The 24760-nt window shown below is 70.7% G+C and carries 21 protein-coding genes; 14 read left to right on the top strand and 7 right to left on the bottom strand.

The window, feature by feature from the left end; genetic code table 11:
* The first annotated feature begins 19 nt into the window (after positions 1–19).
* From IMZ11_RS19370 to IMZ11_RS19360, 3 genes are all read left to right on the top strand, one after another.
* Positions 20–1297: a serine/threonine-protein kinase gene (locus IMZ11_RS19370; RefSeq protein WP_228643410.1), complete on the top strand. Its 1278-nt coding sequence runs from the start codon at positions 20–22 to the stop codon at positions 1295–1297.
* A gap of 384 nt (positions 1298–1681) precedes the next feature.
* Positions 1682–2461, top strand: coding sequence for an electron transfer flavoprotein subunit beta/FixA family protein (locus IMZ11_RS19365; RefSeq protein WP_061255096.1), 780 nt, complete (start codon positions 1682–1684; stop codon positions 2459–2461).
* An 11-nt stretch (positions 2462–2472) separates the two neighbouring features.
* Positions 2473–3426 (top strand): electron transfer flavoprotein subunit alpha/FixB family protein, encoded by a 954-nt coding sequence (locus IMZ11_RS19360; protein WP_228643408.1) that lies wholly within the window; start codon positions 2473–2475, stop codon positions 3424–3426.
* Positions 3427–3615: 189 nt separating this feature from the next.
* Here IMZ11_RS19360 and IMZ11_RS19355 read toward each other — a convergent pair whose 3' ends face one another.
* The 3 genes from IMZ11_RS19355 to IMZ11_RS19345 form a co-directional block, all read right to left on the bottom strand.
* A complete protein-coding gene (locus tag IMZ11_RS19355; RefSeq protein WP_228643406.1) occupies positions 3616–4293 on the bottom strand; it encodes a hypothetical protein in 678 nt (225 codons plus the stop codon).
* A gap of 192 nt (positions 4294–4485) precedes the next feature.
* Positions 4486–5670, bottom strand: a complete 1185-nt coding sequence (locus IMZ11_RS19350) for an MFS transporter (protein ID WP_228643404.1) — start codon at positions 5668–5670, stop codon at positions 4486–4488.
* A 151-nt stretch (positions 5671–5821) separates the two neighbouring features.
* The gene (locus IMZ11_RS19345; RefSeq protein ID WP_061255092.1) at positions 5822–6313 is read right to left on the bottom strand and encodes a TetR/AcrR family transcriptional regulator; all 492 of its coding nucleotides are present in this window, start codon (positions 6311–6313) and stop codon (positions 5822–5824) included.
* A 103-nt stretch (positions 6314–6416) separates the two neighbouring features.
* On the opposite strand from IMZ11_RS19345, the gene IMZ11_RS19340 reads away from it, so the two are divergent.
* A complete protein-coding gene (locus IMZ11_RS19340) occupies positions 6417–7571 on the top strand; it encodes a cysteine desulfurase family protein (RefSeq protein ID WP_228643402.1) in 1155 nt (384 codons plus the stop codon).
* Between the two features lie 159 nt (positions 7572–7730).
* On the opposite strand, the gene IMZ11_RS19335 is transcribed toward IMZ11_RS19340, so the two are convergent.
* Both IMZ11_RS19335 and IMZ11_RS19330 read right to left on the bottom strand, forming a co-directional pair.
* Positions 7731–8768, bottom strand: a complete 1038-nt coding sequence (locus IMZ11_RS19335) for a DUF695 domain-containing protein (protein ID WP_228643400.1) — start codon at positions 8766–8768, stop codon at positions 7731–7733.
* Between the two features lie 171 nt (positions 8769–8939).
* On the bottom strand, positions 8940–9593 hold the full coding sequence (locus IMZ11_RS19330) for an NADPH-dependent FMN reductase (protein WP_228643397.1): 654 nt from the start codon (positions 9591–9593) through the stop codon (positions 8940–8942).
* 52 nt (positions 9594–9645) lie between these two features.
* Between IMZ11_RS19330 and IMZ11_RS19325 the strand changes: the two genes are divergently transcribed.
* Positions 9646–10485, top strand: coding sequence for a helix-turn-helix domain-containing protein (locus IMZ11_RS19325; protein ID WP_228643395.1), 840 nt, complete (start codon positions 9646–9648; stop codon positions 10483–10485).
* Between the two features lie 89 nt (positions 10486–10574).
* Positions 10575–11648 (top strand): tRNA 2-thiouridine(34) synthase MnmA, encoded by a 1074-nt coding sequence (gene mnmA, locus IMZ11_RS19320; protein WP_228643393.1) that lies wholly within the window; start codon positions 10575–10577, stop codon positions 11646–11648.
* 292 nt (positions 11649–11940) lie between these two features.
* On the opposite strand, the gene IMZ11_RS19315 is transcribed toward mnmA, so the two are convergent.
* Positions 11941–12573, bottom strand: coding sequence for an MBL fold metallo-hydrolase (locus IMZ11_RS19315; protein WP_228643391.1), 633 nt, complete (start codon positions 12571–12573; stop codon positions 11941–11943).
* 18 nt (positions 12574–12591) lie between these two features.
* On the opposite strand from IMZ11_RS19315, the gene IMZ11_RS19310 reads away from it, so the two are divergent.
* The 3 genes from IMZ11_RS19310 (at position 12592) to ligA (ending at position 16632) form a co-directional block, all read left to right on the top strand.
* Positions 12592–13665, top strand: coding sequence for a methionine synthase (locus IMZ11_RS19310; protein ID WP_228643389.1), 1074 nt, complete (start codon positions 12592–12594; stop codon positions 13663–13665).
* Between the two features lie 75 nt (positions 13666–13740).
* Entirely contained in the window at positions 13741–14187 is a 447-nt protein-coding gene (locus tag IMZ11_RS19305) for a hypothetical protein (protein WP_228643387.1), read from the top strand.
* 264 nt (positions 14188–14451) lie between these two features.
* Positions 14452–16632: an NAD-dependent DNA ligase LigA gene (gene ligA / locus IMZ11_RS19300; protein ID WP_228643385.1), complete on the top strand. Its 2181-nt coding sequence runs from the start codon at positions 14452–14454 to the stop codon at positions 16630–16632.
* Positions 16633–16727: 95 nt separating this feature from the next.
* Here the strand turns inward: ligA and IMZ11_RS19295 are convergent, their stop codons facing one another.
* Positions 16728–18134: a glycoside hydrolase family 6 protein gene (locus IMZ11_RS19295; protein ID WP_228643383.1), complete on the bottom strand. Its 1407-nt coding sequence runs from the start codon at positions 18132–18134 to the stop codon at positions 16728–16730.
* Positions 18135–18514: 380 nt separating this feature from the next.
* Here IMZ11_RS19295 and IMZ11_RS19290 point away from each other — a divergent pair, with 380 nt between their 5' ends.
* The 5 genes from IMZ11_RS19290 to gatB all read left to right on the top strand — a co-directional run bounded on the left by IMZ11_RS19290 (position 18515) and on the right by gatB (position 24619).
* On the top strand, positions 18515–20638 hold the full coding sequence (locus IMZ11_RS19290) for a bifunctional diguanylate cyclase/phosphodiesterase (protein WP_228643479.1): 2124 nt from the start codon (positions 18515–18517) through the stop codon (positions 20636–20638).
* A 156-nt stretch (positions 20639–20794) separates the two neighbouring features.
* On the top strand, positions 20795–21094 hold the full coding sequence (gene gatC, locus IMZ11_RS19285) for an Asp-tRNA(Asn)/Glu-tRNA(Gln) amidotransferase subunit GatC (protein ID WP_228643381.1): 300 nt from the start codon (positions 20795–20797) through the stop codon (positions 21092–21094).
* Positions 21091–22584 (top strand): Asp-tRNA(Asn)/Glu-tRNA(Gln) amidotransferase subunit GatA, encoded by a 1494-nt coding sequence (gene gatA, locus IMZ11_RS19280; protein WP_228643379.1) that lies wholly within the window; start codon positions 21091–21093, stop codon positions 22582–22584. Before gatC ends, gatA begins: the two co-directional genes overlap by 4 nt.
* 59 nt (positions 22585–22643) lie before the next feature.
* Positions 22644–22913 (top strand): hypothetical protein, encoded by a 270-nt coding sequence (locus IMZ11_RS19275; protein ID WP_228643377.1) that lies wholly within the window; start codon positions 22644–22646, stop codon positions 22911–22913.
* Between the two features lie 182 nt (positions 22914–23095).
* Positions 23096–24619 (top strand): Asp-tRNA(Asn)/Glu-tRNA(Gln) amidotransferase subunit GatB, encoded by a 1524-nt coding sequence (gatB, locus tag IMZ11_RS19270; protein WP_228643375.1) that lies wholly within the window; start codon positions 23096–23098, stop codon positions 24617–24619.
* Positions 24620–24760 lie beyond the last annotated feature (141 nt).

Here is a 24760-nt window from a genome sequence, read left to right as displayed (position 1 = left end):
GGGGGGCGAAGGGAGCGGGATGGGGTCGCCGAACGGTGGACAGCTCGGGCCGTATCGCCTGCTATCGCAGCTCGGGGCGGGCGGCTTCGGCGAGGTTCACCTGGCGCTCGACACCGAGGGAAGGACCGTCGCCGTCAAGGTCCTCCACCCGCACGTCGCGGCGGACTCGCTCGCGCTCACCCGCCTGGCCCGCGAGGTCGAGACCATGCGCCGGGTGCGCGGCCCGCACATCGCCGAGGTCCTCGACGCCTCGCTCAACGGGCAGCACCCGTACATCGTCACCCGGTACGTCCAGGGCCGCCCGCTGAGCTCGGTGCTGGTCACCGAGGGGCCGGTCGGGGGTGAGGACCTGCTGCGGCTCGCGCGCGGCCTCGCCGAGGCGCTGGAGTCGATCCATCGGGCGGGCGTCGTCCATCGCGATCTCAAGCCGGCCAACGTGATCCTCGCCGACCACGAACCCTTCGTGATCGACTTCGGCATCGCCTGCGCCCAGGACGTGGCCTCGGTGACCGCGTCGGGTGCGGTGGTCGGCACTCCCGGCTACCTGTCGCCCGAGGTCCTGGAAGGCGCGGAGGCGGGGCCGGAGGCGGATGTGTTCGCCTGGGCCGCGACACTCGCCTTCGCCGCCTCGGGGCGGCAGCCGTACGGGAGCGGACCGCCCGCGGCCGTCGCCTACCGGGTGGTGCACCACGAGCCGGACCTGTCCGGGGTGCCCGCCTGGCTCAGCCCGCTGCTGCGGGAGTGCCTGCAGGACGATCCCGGAATCCGGCCGGTCGCCGCCGAGCTCGTGGCGCGGCTCGACTCGGTCGCGCCCTCGATCGCGGACGACGCCCCGGCGGGACCGTCCCCCCTGCTGGCCGCACCCGTACGGCGCGGCAGGGACGTGGTGCCGACCGCGATGACGGAGCTCTCGGGCGAGGCCACCAGGGAGTGGAAGCCCCGGCGGGTGAACAGGCAGCGGTCGGTGGAGGAGGCGCGAGCACGGCACCGGGAGCGGATCCGCAGGCGCTGGGTGATCGGGACGGGCGTCTTCGCCGGCCTGGTGGCCGCCGCCGCCAGCCAGTACCTTCCGGAGGTCTCCCTCCTGATCCTCGTCCTGTACGGCGTCGGCGTGCTGATCGACGCGGGGTTCGGGCTCCTGGCGAAGTCGCGGACGAGGGTGCTCGTCGATCTCGCGGGCGGGGCCGGGGTCATCGCCCTCTGGGCGGTGCTGAGCAGTGTCTTCAGCACGCTCACCCTGCTGCTGGCGGTGGGTGGTGTCCTCTTCCTCCTGACGATCATCGCCCTCGCCAGCTGAGCGACTCCGAGCGAGGAGGGCACGAGTCGTCTCAAGGGCGCCCTGAGCCCGCCGTGCCGGAGGCGCGGCAATCAGGCACTGAGGGGCGCGGCGAAAGGCGCGGTGTGAGGCTAGCCGTACCCCGCCAGAGGGCGTGGAACAAAGTTCGGTAAGGTGGAAGAGCGGGCCTCCGGTAAGCGAAAGTACACCGGACGGAGCGCGCATCCTTAGGGTTTGCAGCGAAACTACCCGTGGGTAACATGTGGAAGCACCGGGCAATCCGCTCTGGCCCGAGGCACCCGCTGTCATCACGCCCATGGGTACCTGGCAGTCTGAGCGGGGCATGCGCATACCCCATGCGCGGCCAGCGAGAGCCGTACGGAAACGGGAGGTCGGCCACCGGCCATGAACATCGTCGTCTGCGTGAAGCAGGTCCCCGACACTGCGACCGAGCGCAAGTTGCGGTCCGATGACAAGACGCTCGACCGGGACGCCGTCGACGGCGTCGTGAACGAGCTCGACGAGTACGCGGTCGAGGAGGCGCTGCGGCTCAAGGAGGCTCACGGTGGTGAGGTCACCGTTCTCACCATGGGCCCCGCCAAGGCGACCGAGACCATCCGCAAGGCGCTCGCCATGGGCGCCGACAAGGCCGTCCACCTGAGCGATGACGCGCTGCACGGATCGGACGCCCTGTCCACGTCGTACGCCATGGCGCAGGCGCTGAAGAAGATCGGGTTCGACCTGGTCATCCTCGGCTCGGAGTCCACCGACGCCCGCACTGGAGTGCTCGCGGCGATGCTCGCCGAGCGGCTGGGCACCCCGCAGCTCACCCTGGCGCGCAAGGTCGAGGTGAACGGGTCGGCCATCGCGATCGAGCGGATCACCGACTACGGCTTCGACAAGGTCGAGGCCACGCTCCCCGCCGTCGTCTCGGTGGTCGAGAAGATCAACGAGCCGCGGTACCCGTCGTTCAAGGGCATCATGGCCGCCAAGAAGAAGCCGGTCGAGACGCTCGGCATCGCGGACGCCTCCGTCGACGGCTCCGCCGTCGGCCTGGCCGCGGCCTACAGCGAGGTGGCGGAGTTCGCCGCGGCCCCGCCGCGCGCCGCGGGCACGGTTGTCAAGGACGAGGGCGACGGTGGTGTGAAGGCCGCCGACTTCCTCGCGTCGAAGAAGTTCATCTGAGGGGCCCCGAGATGAGTGAGATCCTGGTTCTCGTCGAGCACGTCGACGGAGAGGTCAAGAAGGTCACCCTCGAACTGCTGACGCTGGCCCGCACGCTGGGCGAGGCGTCGGCGGTGTGGGCGGGCCCCGGCTACTCGGAGGCCGCCAAGGCCAAGCTGGCGGAATACGGCGCCGACAAGGTCTATGTCGCCGACAGCGACGAGATCGTGAACTACGTGGTGGCGCCGAAGGCGGAGCTGCTCGCCAAGCTGGTGGGGGACAAGTCGCCCGCCGCCGTCCTCGTCGCCGCGACCACTGAGGGCAAGGAGGTCGCCGGACGGCTCGCCGTCAAGACGGACTCCGGTGTGATCACCGACGCGGTCGGGCTCGGCGAGGGCTTCGTCGCCGACCAGTCGATCTTCGGCGGTGGCGTCAACGTCCGGAGCCGGGTGACCAAGGGCACCCCGATCGTGGCCGTGCGTCCCAACTCCACCGCTCCCGTGGCCGCCGCCGGCGCGGGTGCCGAGGAGAAGGTCGAGGTGACCCCGTCCGACGCCGCCCGCGCCGCGAAGATCGTGGAGCGGGTCAAGGAGGAGAAGGGCGCGCGTCCGGAGCTCACCGAGGCCGCGATCGTGGTCTCCGGTGGCCGTGGCGTCGGCTCCGCCGAGAACTTCGCCATCATCGAGAAGCTCGCCGATTCCATCGGTGCGGCGGTCGGCGCCTCGCGTGCCGCCACCGACGCCAAGTGGTACCCGCACCAGTTCCAGGTCGGCCAGACCGGCAAGACCGTGTCGCCGCAGCTCTACATCGCGGCCGGCATCTCCGGTGCCATCCAGCACCGGGCCGGTATGCAGACCTCGAAGACGATCATCGTGATCAACAAGGACCCCGAGGCTCCGATTTTCGAGATCGCCGACTTCGGTGTCGTGGGCGACCTGTTCCAGGTCGTCCCGCAGCTCACCGAAGAGATCGAGAAGCGCAAGTAGCAGGCTCGAAGGAACGGCGCCGCACGCATCGTGCGGCGCCGTTTCCGTGTTTCCGGGTAGTGCGGCGCCGTTTCCGTGTTCCCGTGTTCCCGTGTTCCCGTGTTCCCGGGTTCGCGCGTTCGCGTGTCCCTGGGTTCCCGTGTTCCCGGCCGAGCCCCGGCCCGGTACGGTGCCCGCCCCTGACGGAGGTCAGCGGGCGGAACGCGGGGCCGGGCGCGTGGTGGCCGCGAGAGCCGCTGCCACGACCAGGCCGCCGAGAAGCGCCGGGCCGTGCAGATCGGACAGCGCCGACAGGACGCCGCCCAGGACCAGGACGATCGCGGGGAACGCCCAGCGCGGCAGCCGGGCGCGATGAACGACCAGCTGCGCCCCGGCCGCGCCGAGGAGCATCGTGGCGACGATCACGGCCGTCGTCCCCCCGAAGAGGCCACCGGCCAGGAACACGGCGTAGCAGGCCGCCGCGGCCCCGGCGAGCCGGTCGGCCCGCCCGAGTACGAAGGCCACGGTCAGCCCGCCGGCGAGGCCGCACACGCCGATCGAGTTGCCCGCGTCCACCAGGTCGAGCGACATTCCCGCCGCCTGTCCCGCGGCCGCGCCTCCCAGATAGCAGGCCGCCCACCGGGCGGGCCCCAGAGCGCGTTCGGCGAGGGCGCCGAGCACCAGGAGCGACCCGAGGTTGAAGGCCGTGCCGACCAGCCCACCACCCTGGACCACGAGCGAGGTCCCGAGCCGCCACCATTCGCCGTCCGCGACCCGGGCGGGATCACGCCGCAACGCGATCTCCAGCGCGGGGAAGACGAACTGCAGCAGGCTCGGGATCGCGGTGAGGGCGAACACGGTCACGGTGATGACGGGGGGCCTCTTCACAGGAGAAAGCCTGTCAGATCCCCTGTGAGATCAGCAGGGGGAGATGTCGTGCCTTCCCCGGGACAATTGTCACTCAGGGCCTGCCGCTCAGGCCGTGCTCAGGCCGTGCTCTGGCCATGCTCAGGCCGTGACCGTCACTCAGGCCGTGACCGTCACCCAGGCCGTGACCGTCACCCAGGCCGTGACCGTCACTCAGGCCGCGACGGGCAGCCTCTCGGGCTCCACGGTGATCTCGGCGTGAGCCGTACGGGCCCTGGACAGGAAGCGGGTCGCGACGGCGATGAGCACGCCAAGGACGACCGCGGTCACCATCGCCACGCGCAGGGAGGTCGCGCCGGACAGGAAGCCGACCACCACGGGGCCGAGCAGCAGCCCGGCGTATCCCATGGCCCCCGCCTGCGCGATCGCCGGACCGGGGGTGTCCGTGGCGGTCCCGGCCAGCGACAGCGCCAGCGGGGAGATCGTCGCCACCGCGATCCCGACGAAGAGCATCGCGGACAGCGCGACGATCGCCGACGGCGCCACGACGACGACGGCGAACGTGGCGGCCGTGGCCAGGCCGGAGAATCCCATCAGGCCGGGTGCGCCGAACCGCGTCCTGAGCCGGTCGCCGGAAAGCCGGCCGAGCAGCATGCCCGCCTCGAAGATCGGGTAACCGAGCGCGGCCAGGGACTCGGGCGCCATGAGCGTGTCGCGGAGGAACAGGCCGTTCCAGTCGGCGACGACGCCCTCGACCATGAACGCGCCGAACGTGATCGCGCCGAGCAGGTAGACCACTCCGGGCAGCCTGCGGCGCGGCCCCTTCGCCTCTCCCGTGACCCGGTCGGCCAGGTACGTACGGCTCAGCACCACGGACGCGGGCAGCGACAGCACGGCGACGATCGCCATGTGCGCGGTCAGGGACAGGCCCGCGGCGATGGCCGCCGTGCCGATCAGCCCGGCCGAGATCGCACCCACGCACCAGCCCGCGTGCATGCCGCTCATCAGCGGCCTGCCGTACGCGCGCTCGACGGTCGAGCCCTGGGCGTTCATGGCGACGTCGACGGCGCCGAAGGTCATCCCGAACACCAGTGCGGCCCCGACCAGCAGGGGGAAGGACGGCGCGAGCCCGACGAGCAGCAGCGTCGCCGCGCAGAGGGGGGCGGCGACGCGCAGCACGCCCTTGCTGCCCGCTCTGGCCATGATCCCGCGCATGGACTGCATGGACAGCAGCGCACCGAGCCCCCACGCGAGCAGCGCGAGGCCGACCGATGACTCGGGGATGCCGAGCTTGTCGGTCAGGGCGGGAATACGCACGGTGAACGTTCCGCACAGCAGGCCGCCGAGCACGAAGGTGAGGATCGCCCCCCAGCGGGCCGTCCTCAAGGCGCGGGTCATCACGGGCTCCTTTTCAAGGGTGTTGAAATCGGTTCAGAAGTTTCGGCGCGAGGCCGGATGGGCAATCAGAAGCAGGTCGCCCTGTCAGCGTTCGAGCGCCGGGGCGACCACCACCCGCCCCGGATCGAGGCGGGCGGGTTCGGGGTGATGTCTAGAGAAGGTCGAGCAGGCGGCGGCGCAGCTCGGCGTAGTCGAGCAGCTCGGGCACGTGCGTGGCGACGTCCCAGACGCCCTCGCACGCGAGCCGTACGATCCTGGACGTCATCGGGTCGGGCTCGCGATCGAGATCCTGGCTGTGCCAGCGGGCCATCGCCTCGCGAAGCGGCACGAGCAGCGTGGGGTCGCCGGCCGCGCCGGTCACCACGGCCCAGCGTCTCAGTCGGCCGCTTTCGACGGCTTGGAAGGTCGCCTTCAGGTAAGCCCGGGTGTAGTCGCTTTCGCCCTGTGCCTCGACGAGCGCGTCGAACTCGGCGATCAGCCGCTCGATCAGGCCCTTGATCAGCGCTTCCTTGGTGCCGAAGTGATAGAGGAGGCCGCCTTTGCTGACGCCGGCGCGCTCTGCGACCGCGGCCAGGGTCAGGCCCTGGGCCCCCTGGTCGCAGAGCAGGCTCTCCGCCGCGTCAAGCAAGTCGTCTCTTCTCACTCTGGTTACTGTACCGTCTGGACGGTTTAGTTGCCAAGCCGGGGGTTGGCCCACCTTTAGGCGCGGTTAGGCTTAGTTGGCTGAGGACAGATCGGGAGGGGTCGTGGGAACCGCGTATCTTGACCATGCCGCCACCACGCCGATGCTTCCCGAGGCAGTGGAGGCCATGACGGCGCAGCTCGGCCAGGTCGGCAACGCCTCGTCGTTGCACGCGGCGGGCCGGCGCACCCGCAGGGTCGTGGAGGAGTCCAGGGAGACCATCGCCTACGCGGTGGGCGCCCGGCCCAGCGAGGTCGTCTTCACGGCCGGGGGCACCGAGGCGGACAATCTGGCGATCAAGGGCCTGTTCTGGGCGAGGAAGCGACGCCGCATCCTGATCAGTGCCGTCGAGCATCATGCCGCGCTCGACCCGGCCCGGTGGCTGGCCGACCGGGACGGCGCGACGGTGGAACTGCTGGAGGTCGACGAGCAGGGCCGGGTCCATCCCGAAACGCTGCGCGCGGCGATTGACCGCGACCCAGAGGACGTCGCGCTGGTCAGCGTGATGTGGGCCAACAACGAGGTCGGGACGGTCCAGCCGGTCCAGGTCCTGGCGGCCATCGCACACGACCACGGCATCCCGTTCCACACCGACGCCGTTCAGGCGCTCGGCCAGCTCCCGGTCTCGTTCGCCGAGTCCGGCGTGGACGCCATGACGATCTCCGGCCACAAGGTGGGCGGCCCCATGGGCGTCGGCGCCCTGCTGCTGGCCCGCGGCGTCGATCCCGAGCCCGTGCTGCATGGCGGCGGCCAGGAGCGCGACGTGCGATCAGGAACGCTCGACGCGCCCGCTATCGCCGGGTTCGCGGCGGCCGTGGAGACCGCGGTGACGCACCGTCACGCGACCGCCGAGCGGCTGTCCGTCCTGCGCGACGACCTGATCGACCGCGTACGGCAGGCCGTACCGGACGTCATCCTCAACGGCGATCCCGTCGACAGGCTGCCCGGCAACGCGCACTTCTCGTTCCCCGGATGCGAGGGCGACGCGCTGCTCATGCTGCTGGACGCCAAGGGCGTGGAGTGCTCGACCGGCTCCGCCTGCTCGGCGGGAGTCGCCCAGCCGTCCCACGTCCTGCTCGCGATGGGACAGGACGGCGCCCGCGCCCGCGGGTCGCTGCGCTTCTCGCTCGGTCACACCTCGACCCAGGCGGACGTGGACCGCCTGGCCGAGGTGATCGGCAACGTCGTCGAGCGGGCCCGCCGAGCCGGGCTCACCTGACCCGCGGCTCACCGGGCGACGCCACTCGGGCGGCACCCGGCCGAGCGCGGACGCGCAGGTCACCCTGATCGGCGCGGGCGCGAGCCGCCTCAGCGGCGTCCGAACTCGCCGAACGCCGCAAGGCGAGTGACCCACGGCCGGCCCCGGGATGACCGCGGGTCAGGTCAGGAAGTGGGCGACGGCGCTCCACGACGGGTCACTCTCCGCGTCGATCCACGCCTGGCCCTCGTCCCAACCGGCGACGAGCTCCTCGATCTCCCGTACCGCGTCGCTCGTGGGATCGGCGTACACGTGGAGCACGCGGGTGCCCTCGGCGCTCAGATGCGCCGCGAGAACAGCCGAGCCGGTCCTGCCGAACAGCCCGGCCAGCCGCTTCTCGAAGTCCCGCAACGCGTCCAGCGAGGTGCCGGCGGGCAGGCCGTCCTCGTCCGCGTCCCGGTACGTCAGCGTGACGCCGATGTGCTGGTCGAAGAGCGGATGGTCGACCGGACGCAGGGGATACAGCGCGGCGGCGGTCAGGCGGCCGCCGCTCGCGGTCTGACCTTCGAGCAGCGCCCACTGCTCGTCCCGGAAGCCCTGGGCGACGTCGGCGACCACGGCGGGGAGGTGGATCGCGGGGATCGCGTCGATGGGCTCGAACTCGGCCGCCACGATGTCGCCGATCCAGCGGGCCACCTCGTCCTCGCCGAGCAGGCGGTCGAGGGCGAGGAGGGTGGCCTCCATCCGCGTCTCATCGTCCACATCGGGAAATATCGGGTGGAAGGCGGAAACGTCCACGCGGGGCGTCCCCGGCGGGACCCGCAGGCCGAGCACCATCCGATCGATGCCGAACGGCCGGCCCGCGACCTCCGTCGTGAGCTCCGCAGCGCGGGGGTCGGCCTGGCGCGAAGGATGGAACTCCCACTGGACGTCCATCGGCGCCGCCAGTGCCCATCTGTGCACGAAGGACCGCAACTCGGGATCCCCCGACGCGCTGACCACCAGAGCACGCGGTGCGGTACCGCCCGAGACGATCTCCCAGACCAGTGACGGGTGCAGCGCGGTCACCGCGCCGCCGATCAACCCGTCGAGATGGGCGACGTCCCCCGCCTCGACCCCCGCGTCGATCTCGGGGCGGGTGTCCCGCCACCACGTCCAGAACTCGGCTATGGCCTCCGCCGGATCCACCGGCTCGCTCTTGCGCCCGAACAGTCGCATGACCGCCGATCCTTCCAGGTCCCCACGCCGGGTGCCAACGCGGGTGATGGTGGCGCAGGCACAGGTCTCCCCAATGCTCAGAGAGCTCCGCAACTCAGCGATCAGGGCACCTGTGTCCTTCCCATCTGCCGGCCTTCGCCCACCGCCTTCCCACGCGATCGGGGACTCCTATCAGGCCGGGTACGGGGTCGCGTCGCGTGCCGCGCTCAGGGCGGCGGCCCACCAGGCGAGCTGGTCCAGCATTGTCTTGGCGTACCCGGACACCTCGGGGTCCAGCGGCTGCCCGTCCTGCCATGCCGTGAAATATTTCGGGAACGCCAGACCGTCGCGGATGGTCACCGCGTGCAATTCGGTGAAAACGTTCTCCAGGTGGAGGACGGCGTGACGACCTCCGGCTGCGCCGCCGTAGCTGACGAAGGCCACGGGCTTGGCCGTCCACTGGGTGAAGTGCCAGTCGATCGCGGCCTTCAGGGAAGCGGGGTAGCTGTGGTTGTACTCGGGCGTGACCAGGATGAAGGCGTCCGCCTCCTCCAGGCGGGACGTCAGGGACGCCATGGCTTCGGGGCGCGGGTAGGAGTCGCCTGCGAACTTCGGCGACACCGCCGGCAACGTCAACGGGATCTCGACGTCGGCGAGGTCGACGACCTCGACATCGAACCCGCCGTGTACGCGCGCCTGCTCGGCGACCCAGGAGGCGACGACGGGGCCGAACCGGCCTTCGCGGACGCTGCCGACGATGATGACCAACCTGTGCTTCTCGCTCATGTGCTCCACCGTCCACTGTCGCGAGAGCGGCAACCAGACCGGCCGCAGGCTGGCCCCCACAGGGCCACCTTGCGGCATCTGAGCGGATCACCGCCGTCACTAGACTCCGGCTATGAGCACGCCACTCGGCGACTTCGTCCGCGCCAAGCGCGACAGCATCCAGCCCGAGTCGTTCGGGCTTCCTGACCACGGTCGCCGACGCTCCCCGGGGCTGCGACGCTCAGACCTGGCCACGCGGGCCGGGATCAGCGTCGAGTACCTCACCCGCATCGAGCAGGGGCGGGACCGCAACCCGTCCCCCGCCGTGGTCCACGCCCTCGCCGACGCCCTGAGCCTGGACGCCGCGGAACGAGAGCATCTGCGTTACCTCACCAAGATCACCGGCGGAGCATGCGTCGAGCATCGGCGGCCGGCGCCGCCAAGCCGCGACGTCCGCCCCACTGTGTTGGCGACACTCCGACTTCTTGAGCCTGGCGTCGCGTTCGTGACCAACCGCCTGGGTGACGTACTCGCGCACACCAGCGCGTTCGAGTTGGTGATGCGCGGGAGCGGGCTGCTGGAGACCGAGGCACCGAACCTGACCCGCTATGTGTTCACCGATCCGCGGGCCCGGACGTTCTTCGCCGACTGGGACCAGGTGGCCGACCAACAAGCCTTCGACCTGTGGCTCGGACCGTCCGTGGAGACCTCCGAGTGGTTCAAGGCCGACCTCGCCCCCCTCGCCGGGCAGGAGTTCACCCGGCGGCTCAACCGCCATCTGCCTCCACCACAGGTCCCGCTTCGGCTCAACCACCCCACTGCGCACGAGCTGCGCTGGCAGCGAGAACGGCTGGAGCTGTCGCGCACCGACGCGCAGGAACTGGTCGTCCTCCTGCCCGCTGACGAGACGACGTCGCAGGCCATGGAGCGCCTACGCCGCGAACCCGGCGGCACTCTGCGCGCGATCAGTTGAGGCGACCGACCCCGCGTTGAACGGTCTCGCTCCGCTCGGCGGGCTCGGGGCGCGGCGGTGGTTTTCTGTGGCGGGTAGCCTTGAGGTCTATGGCTCTTCGTGTGCTGGCCGCCATGTCCGGCGGCGTCGACTCCGCGGTGGCCGCCGCCCGCATCGCCGAGGCCGGTCACGACGTGACAGGCGTCCATCTCGCTCTGTCGTCCAATCCGCAGTCCTATCGGACCGGCGCGCGAGGATGCTGCACGATCGAGGACTCCAGGGACGCGCGGCGCGCGGCCGACGTGATCGGCATCCCGTTCTATATCTGGGACATGGCCGAGCGGTTCCAGCGCGACGTCGTCGAGGACTTCGTCAGCGAGTACGCCGCAGGTCGCACGCCCAACCCGTGCCTGCGCTGCAACGAGAAGATCAAGTTCGAGGCGGTGCTCGACCGGGCCCTCGCGCTCGGGTTCGACGCGGTCGCCACCGGTCACCACGCCCGGCTGGTCGACGGCGTGCTGAGCAGGTCGGTCGATCCGGCCAAGGACCAGTCGTACGTCCTCGGCGTGCTCACCCGTGAGCAGCTGTCACACGCGATCTTCCCGCTGGGCGACTCCACCAAGGCGCAGGTGCGCGAGGAGGCCGCCCGCAGGGGCCTCACCGTGGCCGACAAGCCGGACAGCCACGACATCTGCTTCATCGCCGACGGCAACACACGGGCGTTCCTCGCCGACCGCCTCGGAGCCGCCGAGGGGCCCATCGTGGACGCGCTCTCCGGCGAGGTCGTCGGGACCCACGCGGGCGCCTACGGCTACACCATCGGCCAGCGCAAGGGCCTGCACATCGACCAGCCCGCCCCGGACGGGCGGCCGCGCTATGTGCTGTCGATCGAGCCGGTGTCCAACACCGTGACCGTCGGCCCGCGCGCCTCTCTCCAGGTCACCTCGATCGTCGCCACCCGTCCCGTCTGGAACGGGCCGGTGGCCGAGCCGCGCGAGCAGATCGCCTGCAAGGTGCAACTGCGCGCCCACGGCGAGGTGTACGGCTGCCGCGCCCAACTCTCCGGCGACGACCTGCACATTGAGCTCGACGCCCCGGCGGCGGGCGTCGCGGCCGGCCAGGGCGCCGTGCTGTACGACGGCGACACCGTGATCGGCTCCGCCACGATCGCCGCCGCGTCCTGAGCTTTCCCGCTGAGGTCTTAACCGGCTCACCTGGCTCACCCGACTTACCTCGGTTACCCGGCTCACCCGGATTCGCCGGTTCGGTGTTCCTGGTTCGGTGTTCCTGGTTCGGTGTTCCTGGGTGTTGCCGGTTCGGTGTTCCCCGGTCACCGCGTTGCGGACGTGACCGGGGCGCACGCGGCGGGTGCGACCCGGTCACCATCCCTTCGCCATGACCCGTGACCGATGGGCCCTGTCCGATGGGCCCTGTCCGATGGGCGCGGATCACGGGGCCACGGTCACCACGGCATGGCTACGGCACGTCCACCGAGTCGCCCACCGGGATGCGGCGTATGTCCGCCTTCTGCTTATCGGCCTCCATGCCGAGCCAGTTGTCGACCAGCTTCTGGCCGATCTCGTTCAGCAGGCCGTCATGCGTCGAGTACGCGCGGGCGGGCCGCACCTCGCGGAGATACCCGACCATCTCACTCGCCTTCATCCAGGGAGCGTTGGTGGGAACGAGCAGCGTGGGGATCTCGATTCCCGGAGGGGTCAGCGCGTCGCCGGGGTAGAACACCTCCTCGTCCACCAGGAAGCCGACATTCTGGACGACGGGTACGTCCGGGTGATTGAGCGCGTGCCATTCGCCGATCACCTTCACGCCGAATCCGGCCGTGGTGAACGTGTCGCCGTTCCGCACCGCCTGGACCTTGGCCGGGATATCGCCGATCTGGTCGATCACCGCCTGGGGAGCCCAGATCTCCAGGTCGGGACTCGTGGTCTTCAACAGCTCGGTGTCGATGTGGTCGAAGTGCTCGTGCGTGATGAGCACGGCGTTCGCCCCGTCGAGCAGCGAGTCGCCGCTGAAGGTGCCCGGGTCGATGACCAGGGTGGTGCCGTCCTTCTCCAACCGCCAGCACGCGTGCCCGAGTTTCGTCAGTCTCATGGTCCCTAAGCTAGTGGGGTGCACGAATTCCCATGGGCTGAGGCCACCGCCACCGGCATCGGGTCGCATCCCGGCGAGGACCACGTCGAGGCGCTCCGCGTGGTCTTCGGTGAACTGCCGGTGCCGTACCTTCCCGAACTGCCGGGCAGAGGCGTCGGCGCGGACATGATCGGCCGGACGGCGTCGCTGCTGGTCGAACTGCCCGTCGAGGTCCAGCCCTCCGGATGGCGGTTCACCGACCGGCCCGGACGCGACTTCAAGCGCGCCCGTGACCATCTCTCGCGTGATCTCGACGCGTTGGAGGAGGTCGCCCAGGGATACGCGGGCCCGTTGAAGATCCAGGTATGCGGCCCGTGGACCCTGGCGGGTGCGGTCGAGCTGCGGCACGGCGACAAGACGCTCGCCGACCCGGGAGCCGTACGCGATCTGGTGGAGTCGCTCGCCGAGGGCGTGGCGACGCACGTGGCCGAGGTGCGCAAGCGTGTGCCCGGGGCGGAGGTCATCCTCCAGCTCGACGAGCCCGGCCTGCCCGGTGTGCTCGCGGGAACGGTGCGGACGGCGTCCGGATTCGGGCGACTGCCCGCCGTCGAGCCGATGCCGGCGGCCGAGCGCCTCAGGACGGTGCTCCGCGCGGCAGAGCCCGCACGCACCCCGAGGAAGGGAGCCGGCCAGGGAAGCGACGGCGAAAGCAGTGAGGGAAAGGGGTCCGGTCCCTTCACGATCGTGCACTGCTGCGCTCCGGACGTCCCCTTCCAGGTCCTCCGTACGGCGGGCGCTCAGGGGATCTCCCTTGACGCCGCGCTGCTGCGCCGCCGGGACGAGGACCACATCGGCGAGGCGATCGAGGCGGGCATGGCGTTCCTGCTCGGCGTCGTCCCCGGGACCGACTCGCGGCTGCCGGACATCGGCGTGGTTGCCAGGCCCGCGACCGAGCTGTGGCGACGGCTCGGGTTCGCCCCGGCGCGGCTCGCCCGGCAGGTCGTGCTCACTCCCGCGTGCGGGCTGGCGGGAGCGTCCCCGGCCTACGCGCGCGTGGCGCTCGCCACCTGCGCGAAGGCGGCCCGCGTGCTGCGCGAGGATCCGGGAGAATAGCCGTCTTCAAGTCGCGTGCAAGAACGCTCGCCTATCTCTTGGTGTGCACATCCGTCGCATATTCGGGAGAAAGTCATGCGCAGCGGTCTTCGCGTTCTGCTGGGGCTCACCGCCACCGTCACTCTGGGCGCGGGCATCGTCGTTCCGGCCTTCACGGCGTCGGCGTCGGCGTCAAGTACCTACGCGGCGGAAACCTGGCACTGGGGCCCGACGGCCTCGACCGACTACAAGGGGTGGGCGACCGGAAAGATCCGGTCCACGAGTTCGGGGCTACGCGTGTCCGGCGATCTGTACGACGCGGGCGGCGCCCGTACCTGCTCGTGGGTGAAGATCAAGTGGTTGACGGACCACGGGAGGTATCGCACGGCCACGTTCAAGAACTGCTCGCAGTCGACGCCGCGCGCGTTCAGCGTGAACACCGGGTACATGCTCTCGGCCGAGGCCAAGGTCTGCCGTGGCACGTCCACCCGGATCACCGGCAGATGCTCCGGCTGGGAGGGCGTCTGGAGTCAGGGCGGATGAGCCGAGCGTTCCCTCGCTCGGCTCGCCCTCACCGCGTGCGTCCCCTCGCCCGGCCCGCTGCCTGGGACGCCGTACCCCTCGTCCCGCGCCTCCCCGTGGCGTGCGTCCCCATGCCGTGCGAGCCCCGCTGACCGGCGAAAATGTCGGTGGCCGGTGGCACTCTATGAGGGACGACGCCCCCGGAAGAGCGCCCTCGGGGGAGGCGCGGGCACTCCCCACCTCCCGTAGCGTTCTTCCCAGGGGCCGGTGATGAGGGGAGTTCGCATGGACGCCGAGGTCGAGGGCGCGCCGGCGGCGGCGCGGGAGCGGCACGCGGAGCTGGCCGAGCTGGCCGAGGAGGCCAACTGGCGTTACCACGTGCTCGACTCGCCGACGGTCAGCGACGCTCAGTACGACGGGTGGATGCGGGAGCTCAGGGAGCTGGAGCAGGAGCATCCTGATCTGCGTACGCCCGACTCGCCCACGCAGAAGGTCGGGGCGCCGATATCGACCGAGTTCGCCGCCGTCGAACACCTTCAGCGCATGGAGAGCCTGGACAACGCGTTCGACGACGACGAGCTCACCGCCTGGCAGGCCCGGGCCGAGCGGCTGGCCGAGACCGATCCCGCGCCGTACCTGTGCGAGCTCAAGATCGACGGCCTCGCGGTCGCGCTGCTGTACGAGAAGGGACGCCTGGTCCGGGCCGCCACCCGGGGAGACGGCCGCACCGGCGAGGACGTGACGCCCAACGTGCGCACCGTGCGGGGCGTGCCGCACCGGCTGACCGGCGATGACGTGCCCGATCTGGTCGAGGTGCGCGGCGAGGTGTTCCTGCCGGTCGAGGGGTTCCGCCGGCTCAACGAGCAGCTCATGGACGCGGGGAAAGCGCCGTTCGCCAACCCGCGCAACTCCGCCGCGGGCTCGCTGCGGCAGAAGGACCCCCGGGTCACCGCCCAGCGCCCGTTGCGGATGATCGTTCACGGCGTCGGCAAGTGGGAGGGCGCCGAGCCGCCGGTCACCCAGTCCAATATGTACGACCGGCTGAAGAGCCTCGGGCTCCCGGTCAGCGACCGATACCGGGTGGTCCACGGCCTCGACGAGATCCGCGAGTTCGTCAAGTACTACGAGGAGCACCGGCACGACCCCGAGTACGAGATCGACGGCGTGGTGGTCAAGGTCGATCGGGTCGCGGTGCAGCGGGAGCTCGGCTCCACCAGCAAGTCGCCTCGGTGGGCGATCGCGTTCAAGTACCCGCCGGAGGAGGTGACCACCAAGCTCCGCGACATCCAGGTGGGCGTCGGGCGCACCGGTCGCGTGACGCCGTACGGCGTGATGGAGCCCGTGGTGGTCGCCGGGTCCACGGTCGAGCGGGCCACCCTGCACAACGCGTCCGAGGTGGCCCGCAAGGGAGTCCTCATCGGGGACACCGTGGTGTTGCGCAAGGCGGGCGACGTCATCCCGGAGATCGTCGGTCCGGTGGTGGATCTGCGCGGCGGCGGTGAGCGCGCGTTCGTCATGCCGACGCACTGCCCGGAGTGCGATACCGAGCTCGCCTACGAGCGGGAGGGCGACGCCGACCTGCGCTGCCCCAACGCCCGCACCTGCCCGGCCCAGCTCCGTGAGCGGATCTTCTTCGCCGCCGGGCGCAACGCGTTCGACATCGAGGGGCTGGGATACGTCGCGGCCACCGCGCTCACCCAGCCGATCCCTCCGCAGGAACCCCCGGTGCGCACCGAGGCCGACCTGTTCGATCTCACCGTGGAGCGGCTGCTGCCGATCAAGTCGGTGGTCCGCGATCCCGACACGGGGCTGCCCAAGGTCGATCCGGAGACCGGAGAGCCCAAGGAGGTCTCCTTCTTCGCCACGGTGTCCGGTGCGCCGAGCAAGAACGCCGAGAAGATGCTGGAGGAGCTGGAGCGGGCCAAGGAGCAGCCGCTCTGGCGGGTTCTCGTCGCGCTCTCCATCCGCCACATCGGCCCGCCGACCGCGCGTGCCCTCGCGGATGAGTTCCGGTCGCTGGAGGCCATCGCGAGCGCATCGGAGGAGGAACTCGCCGCCGTCGAGGGCATCGGCCCCCGAGTCGCCGCGGCGATCAAGGACTGGTTCGCGGTCGACTGGCATCGCGAGATCGTCGACAGGTGGAAGGCCGCGGGGGTGCGGATGGCCGACGAGCCTCCGGCCGACCAGGGGCCACAGACGCTCGAGGGCCTGGCGTTCGTGGTGACGGGCACGCTCGCCGGGTTCACCCGCGACGAGGCGGGCGAGGCCATCACCAGCCGGGGCGGGAAGGTCACCGCATCGGTCTCCAAGAAGACCAGTTTCGTGGTGGTGGGCGAGAATCCCGGCTCCAAGTACGACAAGGCGGTGAAGCTCGGCGTGCCGATCCTCGACGATCAGGGCTTCCAGGTTTTGCTGGAGCAGGGCCCCGATGCCGCCGAGGCCGTGGCCGCGCGCGGCGAGGGATGACCGTTCGTCCGTGAGATGGGGGAGGACGGGATGCGTACGGCTCGCGCCTGGGGTGCGGCCGGGGCGCGAGCCGTACGGGTCGGTGAGGCGGCGGGTCAGCTCGCGGTGCAGGTGACCGAGGGGACGCCGTTGGTGCCGGACCAGTTGCCGGTGAAGCCGAAGGTCGTCGCGGCGTTCGCGGCGAGAGCGCCGTTCCAGTTCAGGTTCATCACGGTGATGTTCGAGCCGCTGTAGGACGGCGAGCCGTTCCACAGCTGGCTGATCGACTGGCCGTTGGCGTACGTCCAGGTGACCTTCCACCCGCTGATCGCCGCGAGGCCGGTGTTCTTCACCGCGACCTCGCCCTGGAAGCCGCCCTGCCACTGGTTGGTCACCGTGTACGTCGCCGTGCACGACGCGCCGCTGGGCGGGGTGCTCGGGCTCGCGCTCGGGCTGGGCGAGGAGCTGGGTGAGGCGCTGGGCGACGCACTCGGGCTGGGTGAGGCGCTGGGTGAGGCGCTGGGTGAGGCGCTCGGCGAGCCGCTCGGGCCCGTCGTGGGAGGCGGCGCGGCGACGGCGAGGTCGTACGCCCGCTGCGGCACGAACTGGCCCGCGGAGGCGATGCACCCGTCCGCCTCACCCGGGGGCTTGACCCAGAGGTAGGCGGCGACCGCCGAGTCACCGGTGTTGGTCGTGCTCCACGTGCCGGTGGCCCGTCCGCCCGGGTCGCACCACTCGCTGCCGCTGGGGCCGTTGCCGTTGCGGCTGGTGTCGATGACCGCCTTCAGGCCGGACACGCCGGTCGCCGCGATGACGCTCTTGGCGTAGCTCACCAGTCCCGGGCTCGACCGGTAGTTGGAGACGTTGAGCGCGATGCCGTCCGCGCTGCTGCCGACCTCCGCGCCGTTCAGGCGGGACGCGAGCTCCGAGGCGGAGAGCCAGGCGTCGTGCCCGCCGTCGAAGTACACCTTGACCTGGGAGGACGTCGCCTTGAACTTCTTTCCGGCGTACGCCATGGACGCCTTGACCTCGGCCTGCTGCGAGCCGCTCATGCAGTTGGACATGATCGCGAGCGCGTCCGGCTCCAGGATGATGGTCGCGGGGCGGCCGCCGAGTCCGGCCGCGATCTGGTCGATCCACGCGCGGTACGCCGTGTGGTCGGGGGCGCCGCCGGCGCTCGCCCCGCCGCAGTCGCGGTTGGGCATGTCGTACACGACCATGATCGGGATCTTCCCGGCCGTCGCGGCGGCGCCGACGTAGCCGTCCACCTCGGCGCGTACGGTCGACGGGTTGTACGAGGCGAACCAGCGGCCCTGAGGGACGGCCGCGACCCGGTCCCTGATCACCGCCGTACGGCTGTCGCCGGGATTGGCCGCCACCCACTTGGCCGCGCTGGTCTGCGGGTCCACGTAGAACGCGGAGTCGGCGGCCTGGGCGGCGGACGAGGTGAAGACGGCGGCCCCCACCCCGATGGTCGCGGCCGCGGCGAGCACGGCCGCCATCACGGGTCTTTTACGAGACATGACTACTCCATCCCAGATTGTGGGAGCGCTCCCATAAGTCTTGCGGATCGTAAGCGCGGGACGGGGCGGCAGCGGAAGCCCTCATGCGATTAGGCGGGATTCCCAACATGAAAGGGCCAGGCAGTCGGGCACCCTTGCTCGTAAGTGACGTGAAACATTCACCCGCAAGCCGGTACATCTCCTGGTTGACGTGACGCCAGGCGACGAAATGCTAGAAATCCGAAGTAACGGAACGTGCCCAATCGGTTTCGCGAAGTGGCCCAGAGGTCGTACCCTCCCATAGTGGCCTCTTGGGGGGTTTGTTACCGATGACTGCAGCTTCCCGCAATCGCGTGCCGGCTTCCGCGATGCCGTCTTCTCGCATCCGCGTCCCGGTCGGCATGTCGTCGCCCGTGAACTCCCCGTCCGGGGGTCGTGGTCCGGCGCCGGCGTCCGCCTACCCGGCCGACACCCGCGACACCGGTCCCCGCCCGGGTTCGCCGCTGTGGAGCTATCTCGCCGGCGTCATCGCCGTCGGCTGCACCGCGCTGGTCGTGGCCCAGGTACGGCTCGGCATGGACGAGCTGGGCCAGATCGGGCGCACACCGCTGTTCTGGATGCTGGCCGTCCTGGTGGTGCTCGGAGAGTTGCGGCCCGTCATGGTGAGCTCGTCGGCACTGGTCGGGGGCACCCCCACGTCCACGATGTTCACCTTCGCCGTCCTCATGCACCACGGGTTGCCGATGGCGGCGCTGCTCCAGGCGGTCGCGGTGATAGTGAGCGGGCTGGTCAACCGCAGGGCCTGGCACCGGGTGGCGTTCAACATCGCCCAGGTGACCCTCGCGTGCACGGCCGCGGCGGTGATGCTGGGCCTGTTCGGCGTCCATCCGACTCCCCTTGTGCCCTGGACTCCGCGGGGCGAGGACATCCCCGCGATCGTCCTTTCCGGCCTCGCCTACTTCGCGGTGCGCGGCTTCCTCGTCTCCGCCGCCGTCGCCCTGCACGAGCGGCGGCCCGTGCTCCGGGTGATCCGGGCGTCCATCGGGCCGCAGGCCCTCGTGTACGGCGCCCTTCTCGGACTGGCGCCGCTGGTCGTGGTGGTCATGGCCCACTCTCCGGCGCTGGTGCCGCTGTTCGTGGCGCCCCTGGCCGCGGTCTACTTCACCGCCACACTGTCGATGCGCCGCGACCATCAGGCCATGCACGACGGCCTGACCGGGCTGCCCAACCGCAAGATGCTGATCCTGCGGACCGAGGAGGCGCTGGCCGAGGCCCGCGGGCAGGAGCGGGTCGGCCTGCTGCTGCTCGACCTCGACCGCTTCAAGGAGGTCAACGACACGCTCGGTCATCCCGTGGGCGACCGTCTGCTGCAGATCGTGGCGCACCGGCTCACGCACAGCGTCCGCCCGGGTGACGTCGTCGCCCGGCTCGGCGGTGACGAGTTCGCCGTGCTGCTGCCGTCCATCCGGGACGCCCACGCGGCCAAGGAGGTCGCCTCACGGCTGCGCGTGGCGCTCACCGAGCCCGTACGCCTCGAAGGCATGACCTTCGACCTGGACGCCTCGATCGGCATCGCGCTCTTCCCCGACGACGCGCCGGACTTCGAGCTGCTGCTCCAGCGCTCCGACGTCGCCATGTACCTCGCCAAGGAGGGCCGTACCGGCGTCGAGTTCTACCTCGCCGACAAGGACCGCAACTCGCCGGAACGGCTGAGCCTGCTCGGCGACCTCCGGCGGGCGATCGACACCGGCGGGCTGGAGCTGCACTACCAGCCCAAGGTCAGCCTCGACGACGGCCGGGTCGAGGGGGTGGAGGCGCTGCTGCGCTGGTGGCATCCGGTGCGCGGCCCGATCTCTCCCGGGGAGTTCGTCCCGCTGGCCGAGCAGTCCTATCTCATGCGCGAGCTCACCAGGCACGTCATCGATCAGGCGCTCGGACAGGCGGCCGAGTGGTGGCACGCCGGTGTGGACGTCCCGATCTCGGTAAACGTTTCCGCGCGGGATCTGCTCGACTCGGGGCTCCCCGACCAGCTCGAGGCGGGGCTGGAGAGACTCGACCTTCCCGCGGAGGCGATCAGCCTGGAGGTCACGGAACGCATCCTGATGACCGATCAGGCGTACACCGCCGACACGATCCGCACGCTCGCGGGGCTGGGCGTGCAGCTCGCCCTCGACGATTTCGGCACCGGCTATTCATCCCTGGTCCGGCTCCAGCGCCTGCCCGTGTCCGAGGTCAAGATCGACGGGTCCTTCGTGCGGAGGCTGGGGGAGTCGGCCGACGACGAGCGGATCGTGCGTTCGATCATCGACCTGGTCCGCTCGCTCGGGCTCAGGTCGGTCGCGGAGGGCGTCGAGTCCGGTGACATCGCCTCGCGGCTGCGCGACATGGGGTGTCACGCCGGTCAGGGCTGGTGGCTCGCCGAGCCCATGCCCGCCGACGAGGCGACGACGTGGCTCCGCGCCCGGCTCAGTCCCGCGTTCACCGCCCGTCCCAAGGACGTCGTACGGCTGGCGCCCGGCGGCTGACCAACCGCGGGTAAAGGGGCCGTCGGCGCGGCGGCGGGGGCGACGTCCCGAGGGGACGACGGCTCGCGCCCGGCGGTGGATAACGTCGGGCACGCTTGGTGACGAGCCCTAGGATGGCAGTGTCCACTCTCCATCCAGAAACGGGTTCGACGACTCATGTCCGCCATAACCCGCGACGAGGTCGCTCACCTCGCACGGCTGTCCAGGCTGGCGCTGGCCGACGAGGAGCTCGACCACTTCGCCGCCCAACTCGACCAGATCGTCGGCGCGGTGGCCCGCGTCGCCGAGGTCGCCGCCGACGACATCCCCGCGTCCTCGCACGCGCTCCCGTTGACCAATGTCTTCCGTCCCGACGAGGTACGGCGGAGCCTGACGCCAGAGCAGGCACTTTCCGGCGCGCCCGCCGTGGAGGACGACCGTTTCCGCGTTCCCCGGATCCTGGGGGAGGAGGCATGACAGAGCTGCACCGCAAGACTGCCGCAGAGCTGGGTGAGCTGATCGCCGGACGCGAGGTCTCCGCCGCCGAGGTCGCCCAGGCCCATCTGGACCGCATCGCCGAGGTCGAACCCAAGGTCAACGCGTTCCTGCACGTGAACGCGGAGACCGTGCTCGCGCAGGCGCGCGCGGTGGACGAGCGGATCGCCCGTGGCGAGAAGCTCGGCCCTCTCGCGGGTGTGCCGGTCGCGCACAAGGACGTCTTCACCACCAAGGACATGCCCACCACGGCCGGCTCCAAGATCCTCGAAGGCTGGATCCCGCCGTACGACGCGACGGTGACGAGCCGCCTGCGCGAGGCCGGGCTGGTGATCCTGGGCAAGACCAACCTCGACGAGTTCGCCATGGGGTCCTCCACGGAGAACTCCGCGTACGGGCCGACGCACAACCCCTGGGACCTCTCCCGGATCCCCGGTGGGTCGTCGGGCGGCGCTTCCGCCGCGGTCGCCGCGTACGAGGCGCCCCTGTCGACCGGCACGGACACCGGCGGCTCGATCCGCCAGCCGGCGGCGGTCACCGGCATCGTGGGCATGAAGCCGACCTACGGCGGCTCGTCCCGTTACGGCGTGATCGCGTTCGCGTCGTCCCTGGACACACCCGGCCCCTTCGCGCGCAACGTGCTGGACGCGGCGCTGCTCCACGAGGCGTTCTCCGGTCACGACGTGATGGACTCGACCTCCATCCACGCCGAGGTGCCGGCCGTCGTGGAGGCCGCCAGGCAGGCCGACATCGCGGGCCTGCGCGTCGGCGTGGTCAAGGAGTTCGGCGGCGAGGGCTACCAGCCGGGCGTGCTCGCCCGGTTCCGCGAGGCGGTCGACCTGCTCGAGTCCCTCGGCGCCAAGGTCGTCGAGGTCTCCTGCCCGTCGTTCGCCTACGCGCTTCCGGCGTACTACCTGATCGCGCCGTCGGAGTGCTCGTCCAACCTGGCCCGCTTCGACGCCATGCGGTACGGCCTGCGCGTCGGCGACGACGGCACCCGCAGTGCCGAGGAGGTCATGGCGCTGACCCGGGCGGCCGGGTTCGGGCCCGAGGTCAAGCGGCGCATCATGCTGGGCACCTACGCCCTGTCGTCGGGCTACTACGACGCCTACTACGGGCAGGCGCAGAAGGTCCGCACCCTGATCTCGCGGGACTTCGACGCGGCCTTCCACCAGGTGGACGTGCTGGTCTCGCCGACGACGCCGACCACGGCGTTCCCGATCGGCGAGCGGGCCGACGACCCGGTGGCGATGTACCTCGCCGACCTGTGCACGATCCCGACCAACCTCGCCGGCAACGCGGCGATCTCCGTGCCCTGCGGTCTCGCCGACGAGGACGGCCTGCCGGTCGGCCTGCAGATCATGGCTCCGGTGCTCGGGGACGACCGCTGCTACCGGGTCGGCGCCGCGCTGGAGAGGGCGCTGGAGGACCGCTGGGGCGGCCCGCTCCTGGCCAAGGCGCCCGCACTCTAGAGGGCGACCCGCACTCCAGAGGGCAGGGCGCCCGCACATCAGAGAGGAGGAACGGCGGCGTGATCACCCGCATCGAGATCGACGGCTTCAAGTCCTTCGCGGACTGCGCCCTCGACGCGCCGCCGTTCCTCGCTCTCATCGGCACCGACGCCAGCGGCACGTCCAGGCTCTTCGACGCTCTCCCTTCCGTCTCCATGCGGGCCCGTGGCGATCTGTACGACGCGGTAGACGCCGTACGCGGGGACGCCGTGGGGCTTGTCCGCCGGCGTGGGGACGGTTCACGAACCGAGGCTGGTCGAGCCCGCCGGGCCCAACCAGCGCCCGGCTGACGAGTCCGTGCTCGTCACAGAAAGTGAGATCGAGCGCTTCCGCGCCGGCCGGGAGCCGGTCACCTCACGCGTTCGGGGAGTGGACGTCGATGGCGAAGGCTGTGGATCGGCTGGGTTTCCGTTATGGCTGACGGCGTGAAACTGACGGGTGTGTATCCCGTTGTGCTGACATTCGCGGATATATGAAAAGTGGTGAGACACCTGTGAGCACTGAGACGCTCATGCCGTACGACGAGGCGCTGGAGCGCTTCGAGCCGGTGCTGGGGCTGGAGACGCACGTCGAGCTCGGCACCGCGTCGAAGATGTTCTGCGGCTGCCCGACCGAGTTCGGTGCGGCGCCGAACACGCAGGTCTGCCCGGTCTGCCTGGCGCTGCCCGGTTCGCTGCCGGTCGCCAACGCCGAGGCGATCGAGTCGACGATCCGGATCGGTCTCGCGCTGAACTGCTCGATCGCCGAGTGGTGCAGGTTCGCCCGGAAGAACTACTTCTATCCGGACATGCCGAAGAACTACCAGATCAGCCAGTACGACGAGCCGCTGTGCACCGACGGTTACCTCGACGTCGTGGTCGACGGGCGGACCGTGCGGATCGAGATCGAGCGGGTCCACCTGGAGGAGGACACCGGTAAGTCGACCCACGTCGGCGGTGCCACCGGTCGCATTCACGGCGCCGACTACTCGATCGTCGACTACAACCGGGCCGGCATCCCGCTGGTGGAGATCGTCACCAAGCCGATCGCCGGGACCGACGCGATGGCCCCCGAGGTCGCCCGCGCGTACGCGACGGAGCTGCGGGAGGTCATGCGCTCGCTCGGCGTGTCGGACGTCCGCATGGAGGAGGGCTCCATGCGGTGCGACGTCAACGTCTCGCTGATGCCGCGCGGCTCCGCCGAGTGGGGCACCCGGACCGAGACCAAGAACGTCAACTCGCTGCGCAGCGTCGAGCGCGCGGTCCGGGGCGAGATCGAGCGCCAGGCGGCGATCCTCGCCGACGGCGGCCGGATCATCCAGGAGACCCGGCACTTCCACGAGGACACGGGGCGGACCACGTCCGGCCGGTCCAAGGAGGAGGCGCAGGACTACCGCTACTTCCCGGAGCCCGACCTGCTGCCGATCGCTCCCGACCTCGACTGGGTCGCCTCGCTCAAGGCTGCCCTGCCCGAGCTGCCGTCCGTGCGGCGGGCCCGGCTCAAGCAGGAGTGGGGCGTGTCCGACCTGGACATGGAGGCGATGCACAACGCCGACGCGATCGACCTGGTCGAGGCGACGGTCGCGGCCGGGGCTCCCGCCGCCGACGCCCGCAAGTGGTGGATGGGTGAGCTGGCCCGCAGGGCCAACGAGGCAGGTACGGCTCTCGCCGAGCTGTCCATCACGCCCGGCGACGTGGCGCGAGTGACCGAGTTGGTCGCGTCGGGCGCGTTGAACGACAAGCTGGCCCGGCAGGTGCTCGAAGGCGTGCTCGCCGGCGAGGGCACCCCGGACGACGTCGTCGAGAAGCGCGGTCTCCAGATCGTCAACGACGAGGGCGAGCTGTCGGCGATCATCGACAAGGTCCTCGCGGACAACTCCGACGCGGCGGACAAGGTCCGTTCCGGCAAGGTCGCCGCGGTGGGCGCCCTGGTCGGTGGGGTCATGAAGGCCAGCCGTGGCAAGGCCGACGCCGCCCGCGCGCGCGAGCTCATCCTGGAGAAGCTCGGCGTCTCCTGACCCCCATGGTCTCCCCGCCGCGGCCCGCTCGGGACGCGGCGGGGAAGTAACCGACGAGGGACGCGACGCGACGTGCTCAGCCGGTGCGCGCGGGGCACGGCGGTGGTCTGACGAGGAACGAGCGGGCGAGGCACGAGTCCC

Source organism: Microtetraspora sp. AC03309 (genome assembly GCF_020826795.1).
GTDB classification, from domain to species: domain Bacteria; phylum Actinomycetota; class Actinomycetes; order Streptosporangiales; family Streptosporangiaceae; genus Microtetraspora; species Microtetraspora glauca.
This window is presented reverse-complemented; position numbering and strand designations above follow the sequence as displayed.

Excerpts from the sequence above, each read along its gene's own strand:
- IMZ11_RS19370 (WP_228643410.1), top strand. The coding sequence starts at position 20 with ATGGGGTCGCCGAACGGTGGACAGCTCGGGCCGTATCGCCTGCTATCG.
- IMZ11_RS19365 (WP_061255096.1), top strand. The coding sequence starts at position 1,682 with ATGAACATCGTCGTCTGCGTGAAGCAGGTCCCCGACACTGCGACCGAG.
- IMZ11_RS19360 (WP_228643408.1), top strand. The coding sequence starts at position 2,473 with ATGAGTGAGATCCTGGTTCTCGTCGAGCACGTCGACGGAGAGGTCAAG.
- IMZ11_RS19350 (WP_228643404.1), bottom strand. The coding sequence starts at position 5,670 with ATGACCCGCGCCTTGAGGACGGCCCGCTGGGGGGCGATCCTCACCTTC.
- IMZ11_RS19335 (WP_228643400.1), bottom strand. The coding sequence starts at position 8,768 with ATGCGACTGTTCGGGCGCAAGAGCGAGCCGGTGGATCCGGCGGAGGCC.
- IMZ11_RS19325 (WP_228643395.1), top strand. The coding sequence starts at position 9,646 with ATGAGCACGCCACTCGGCGACTTCGTCCGCGCCAAGCGCGACAGCATC.
- mnmA (WP_228643393.1), top strand. The coding sequence starts at position 10,575 with ATGGCTCTTCGTGTGCTGGCCGCCATGTCCGGCGGCGTCGACTCCGCG.
- IMZ11_RS19315 (WP_228643391.1), bottom strand. The coding sequence starts at position 12,573 with ATGAGACTGACGAAACTCGGGCACGCGTGCTGGCGGTTGGAGAAGGAC.
- IMZ11_RS19305 (WP_228643387.1), top strand. The coding sequence starts at position 13,741 with ATGCGCAGCGGTCTTCGCGTTCTGCTGGGGCTCACCGCCACCGTCACT.
- ligA (WP_228643385.1), top strand. The coding sequence starts at position 14,452 with ATGGACGCCGAGGTCGAGGGCGCGCCGGCGGCGGCGCGGGAGCGGCAC.
- IMZ11_RS19295 (WP_228643383.1), bottom strand. The coding sequence starts at position 18,134 with ATGTCTCGTAAAAGACCCGTGATGGCGGCCGTGCTCGCCGCGGCCGCG.
- IMZ11_RS19290 (WP_228643479.1), top strand. The coding sequence starts at position 18,515 with ATGTCGTCGCCCGTGAACTCCCCGTCCGGGGGTCGTGGTCCGGCGCCG.
- gatC (WP_228643381.1), top strand. The coding sequence starts at position 20,795 with ATGTCCGCCATAACCCGCGACGAGGTCGCTCACCTCGCACGGCTGTCC.
- gatA (WP_228643379.1), top strand. The coding sequence starts at position 21,091 with ATGACAGAGCTGCACCGCAAGACTGCCGCAGAGCTGGGTGAGCTGATC.
- gatB (WP_228643375.1), top strand. The coding sequence starts at position 23,096 with ATGAAAAGTGGTGAGACACCTGTGAGCACTGAGACGCTCATGCCGTAC.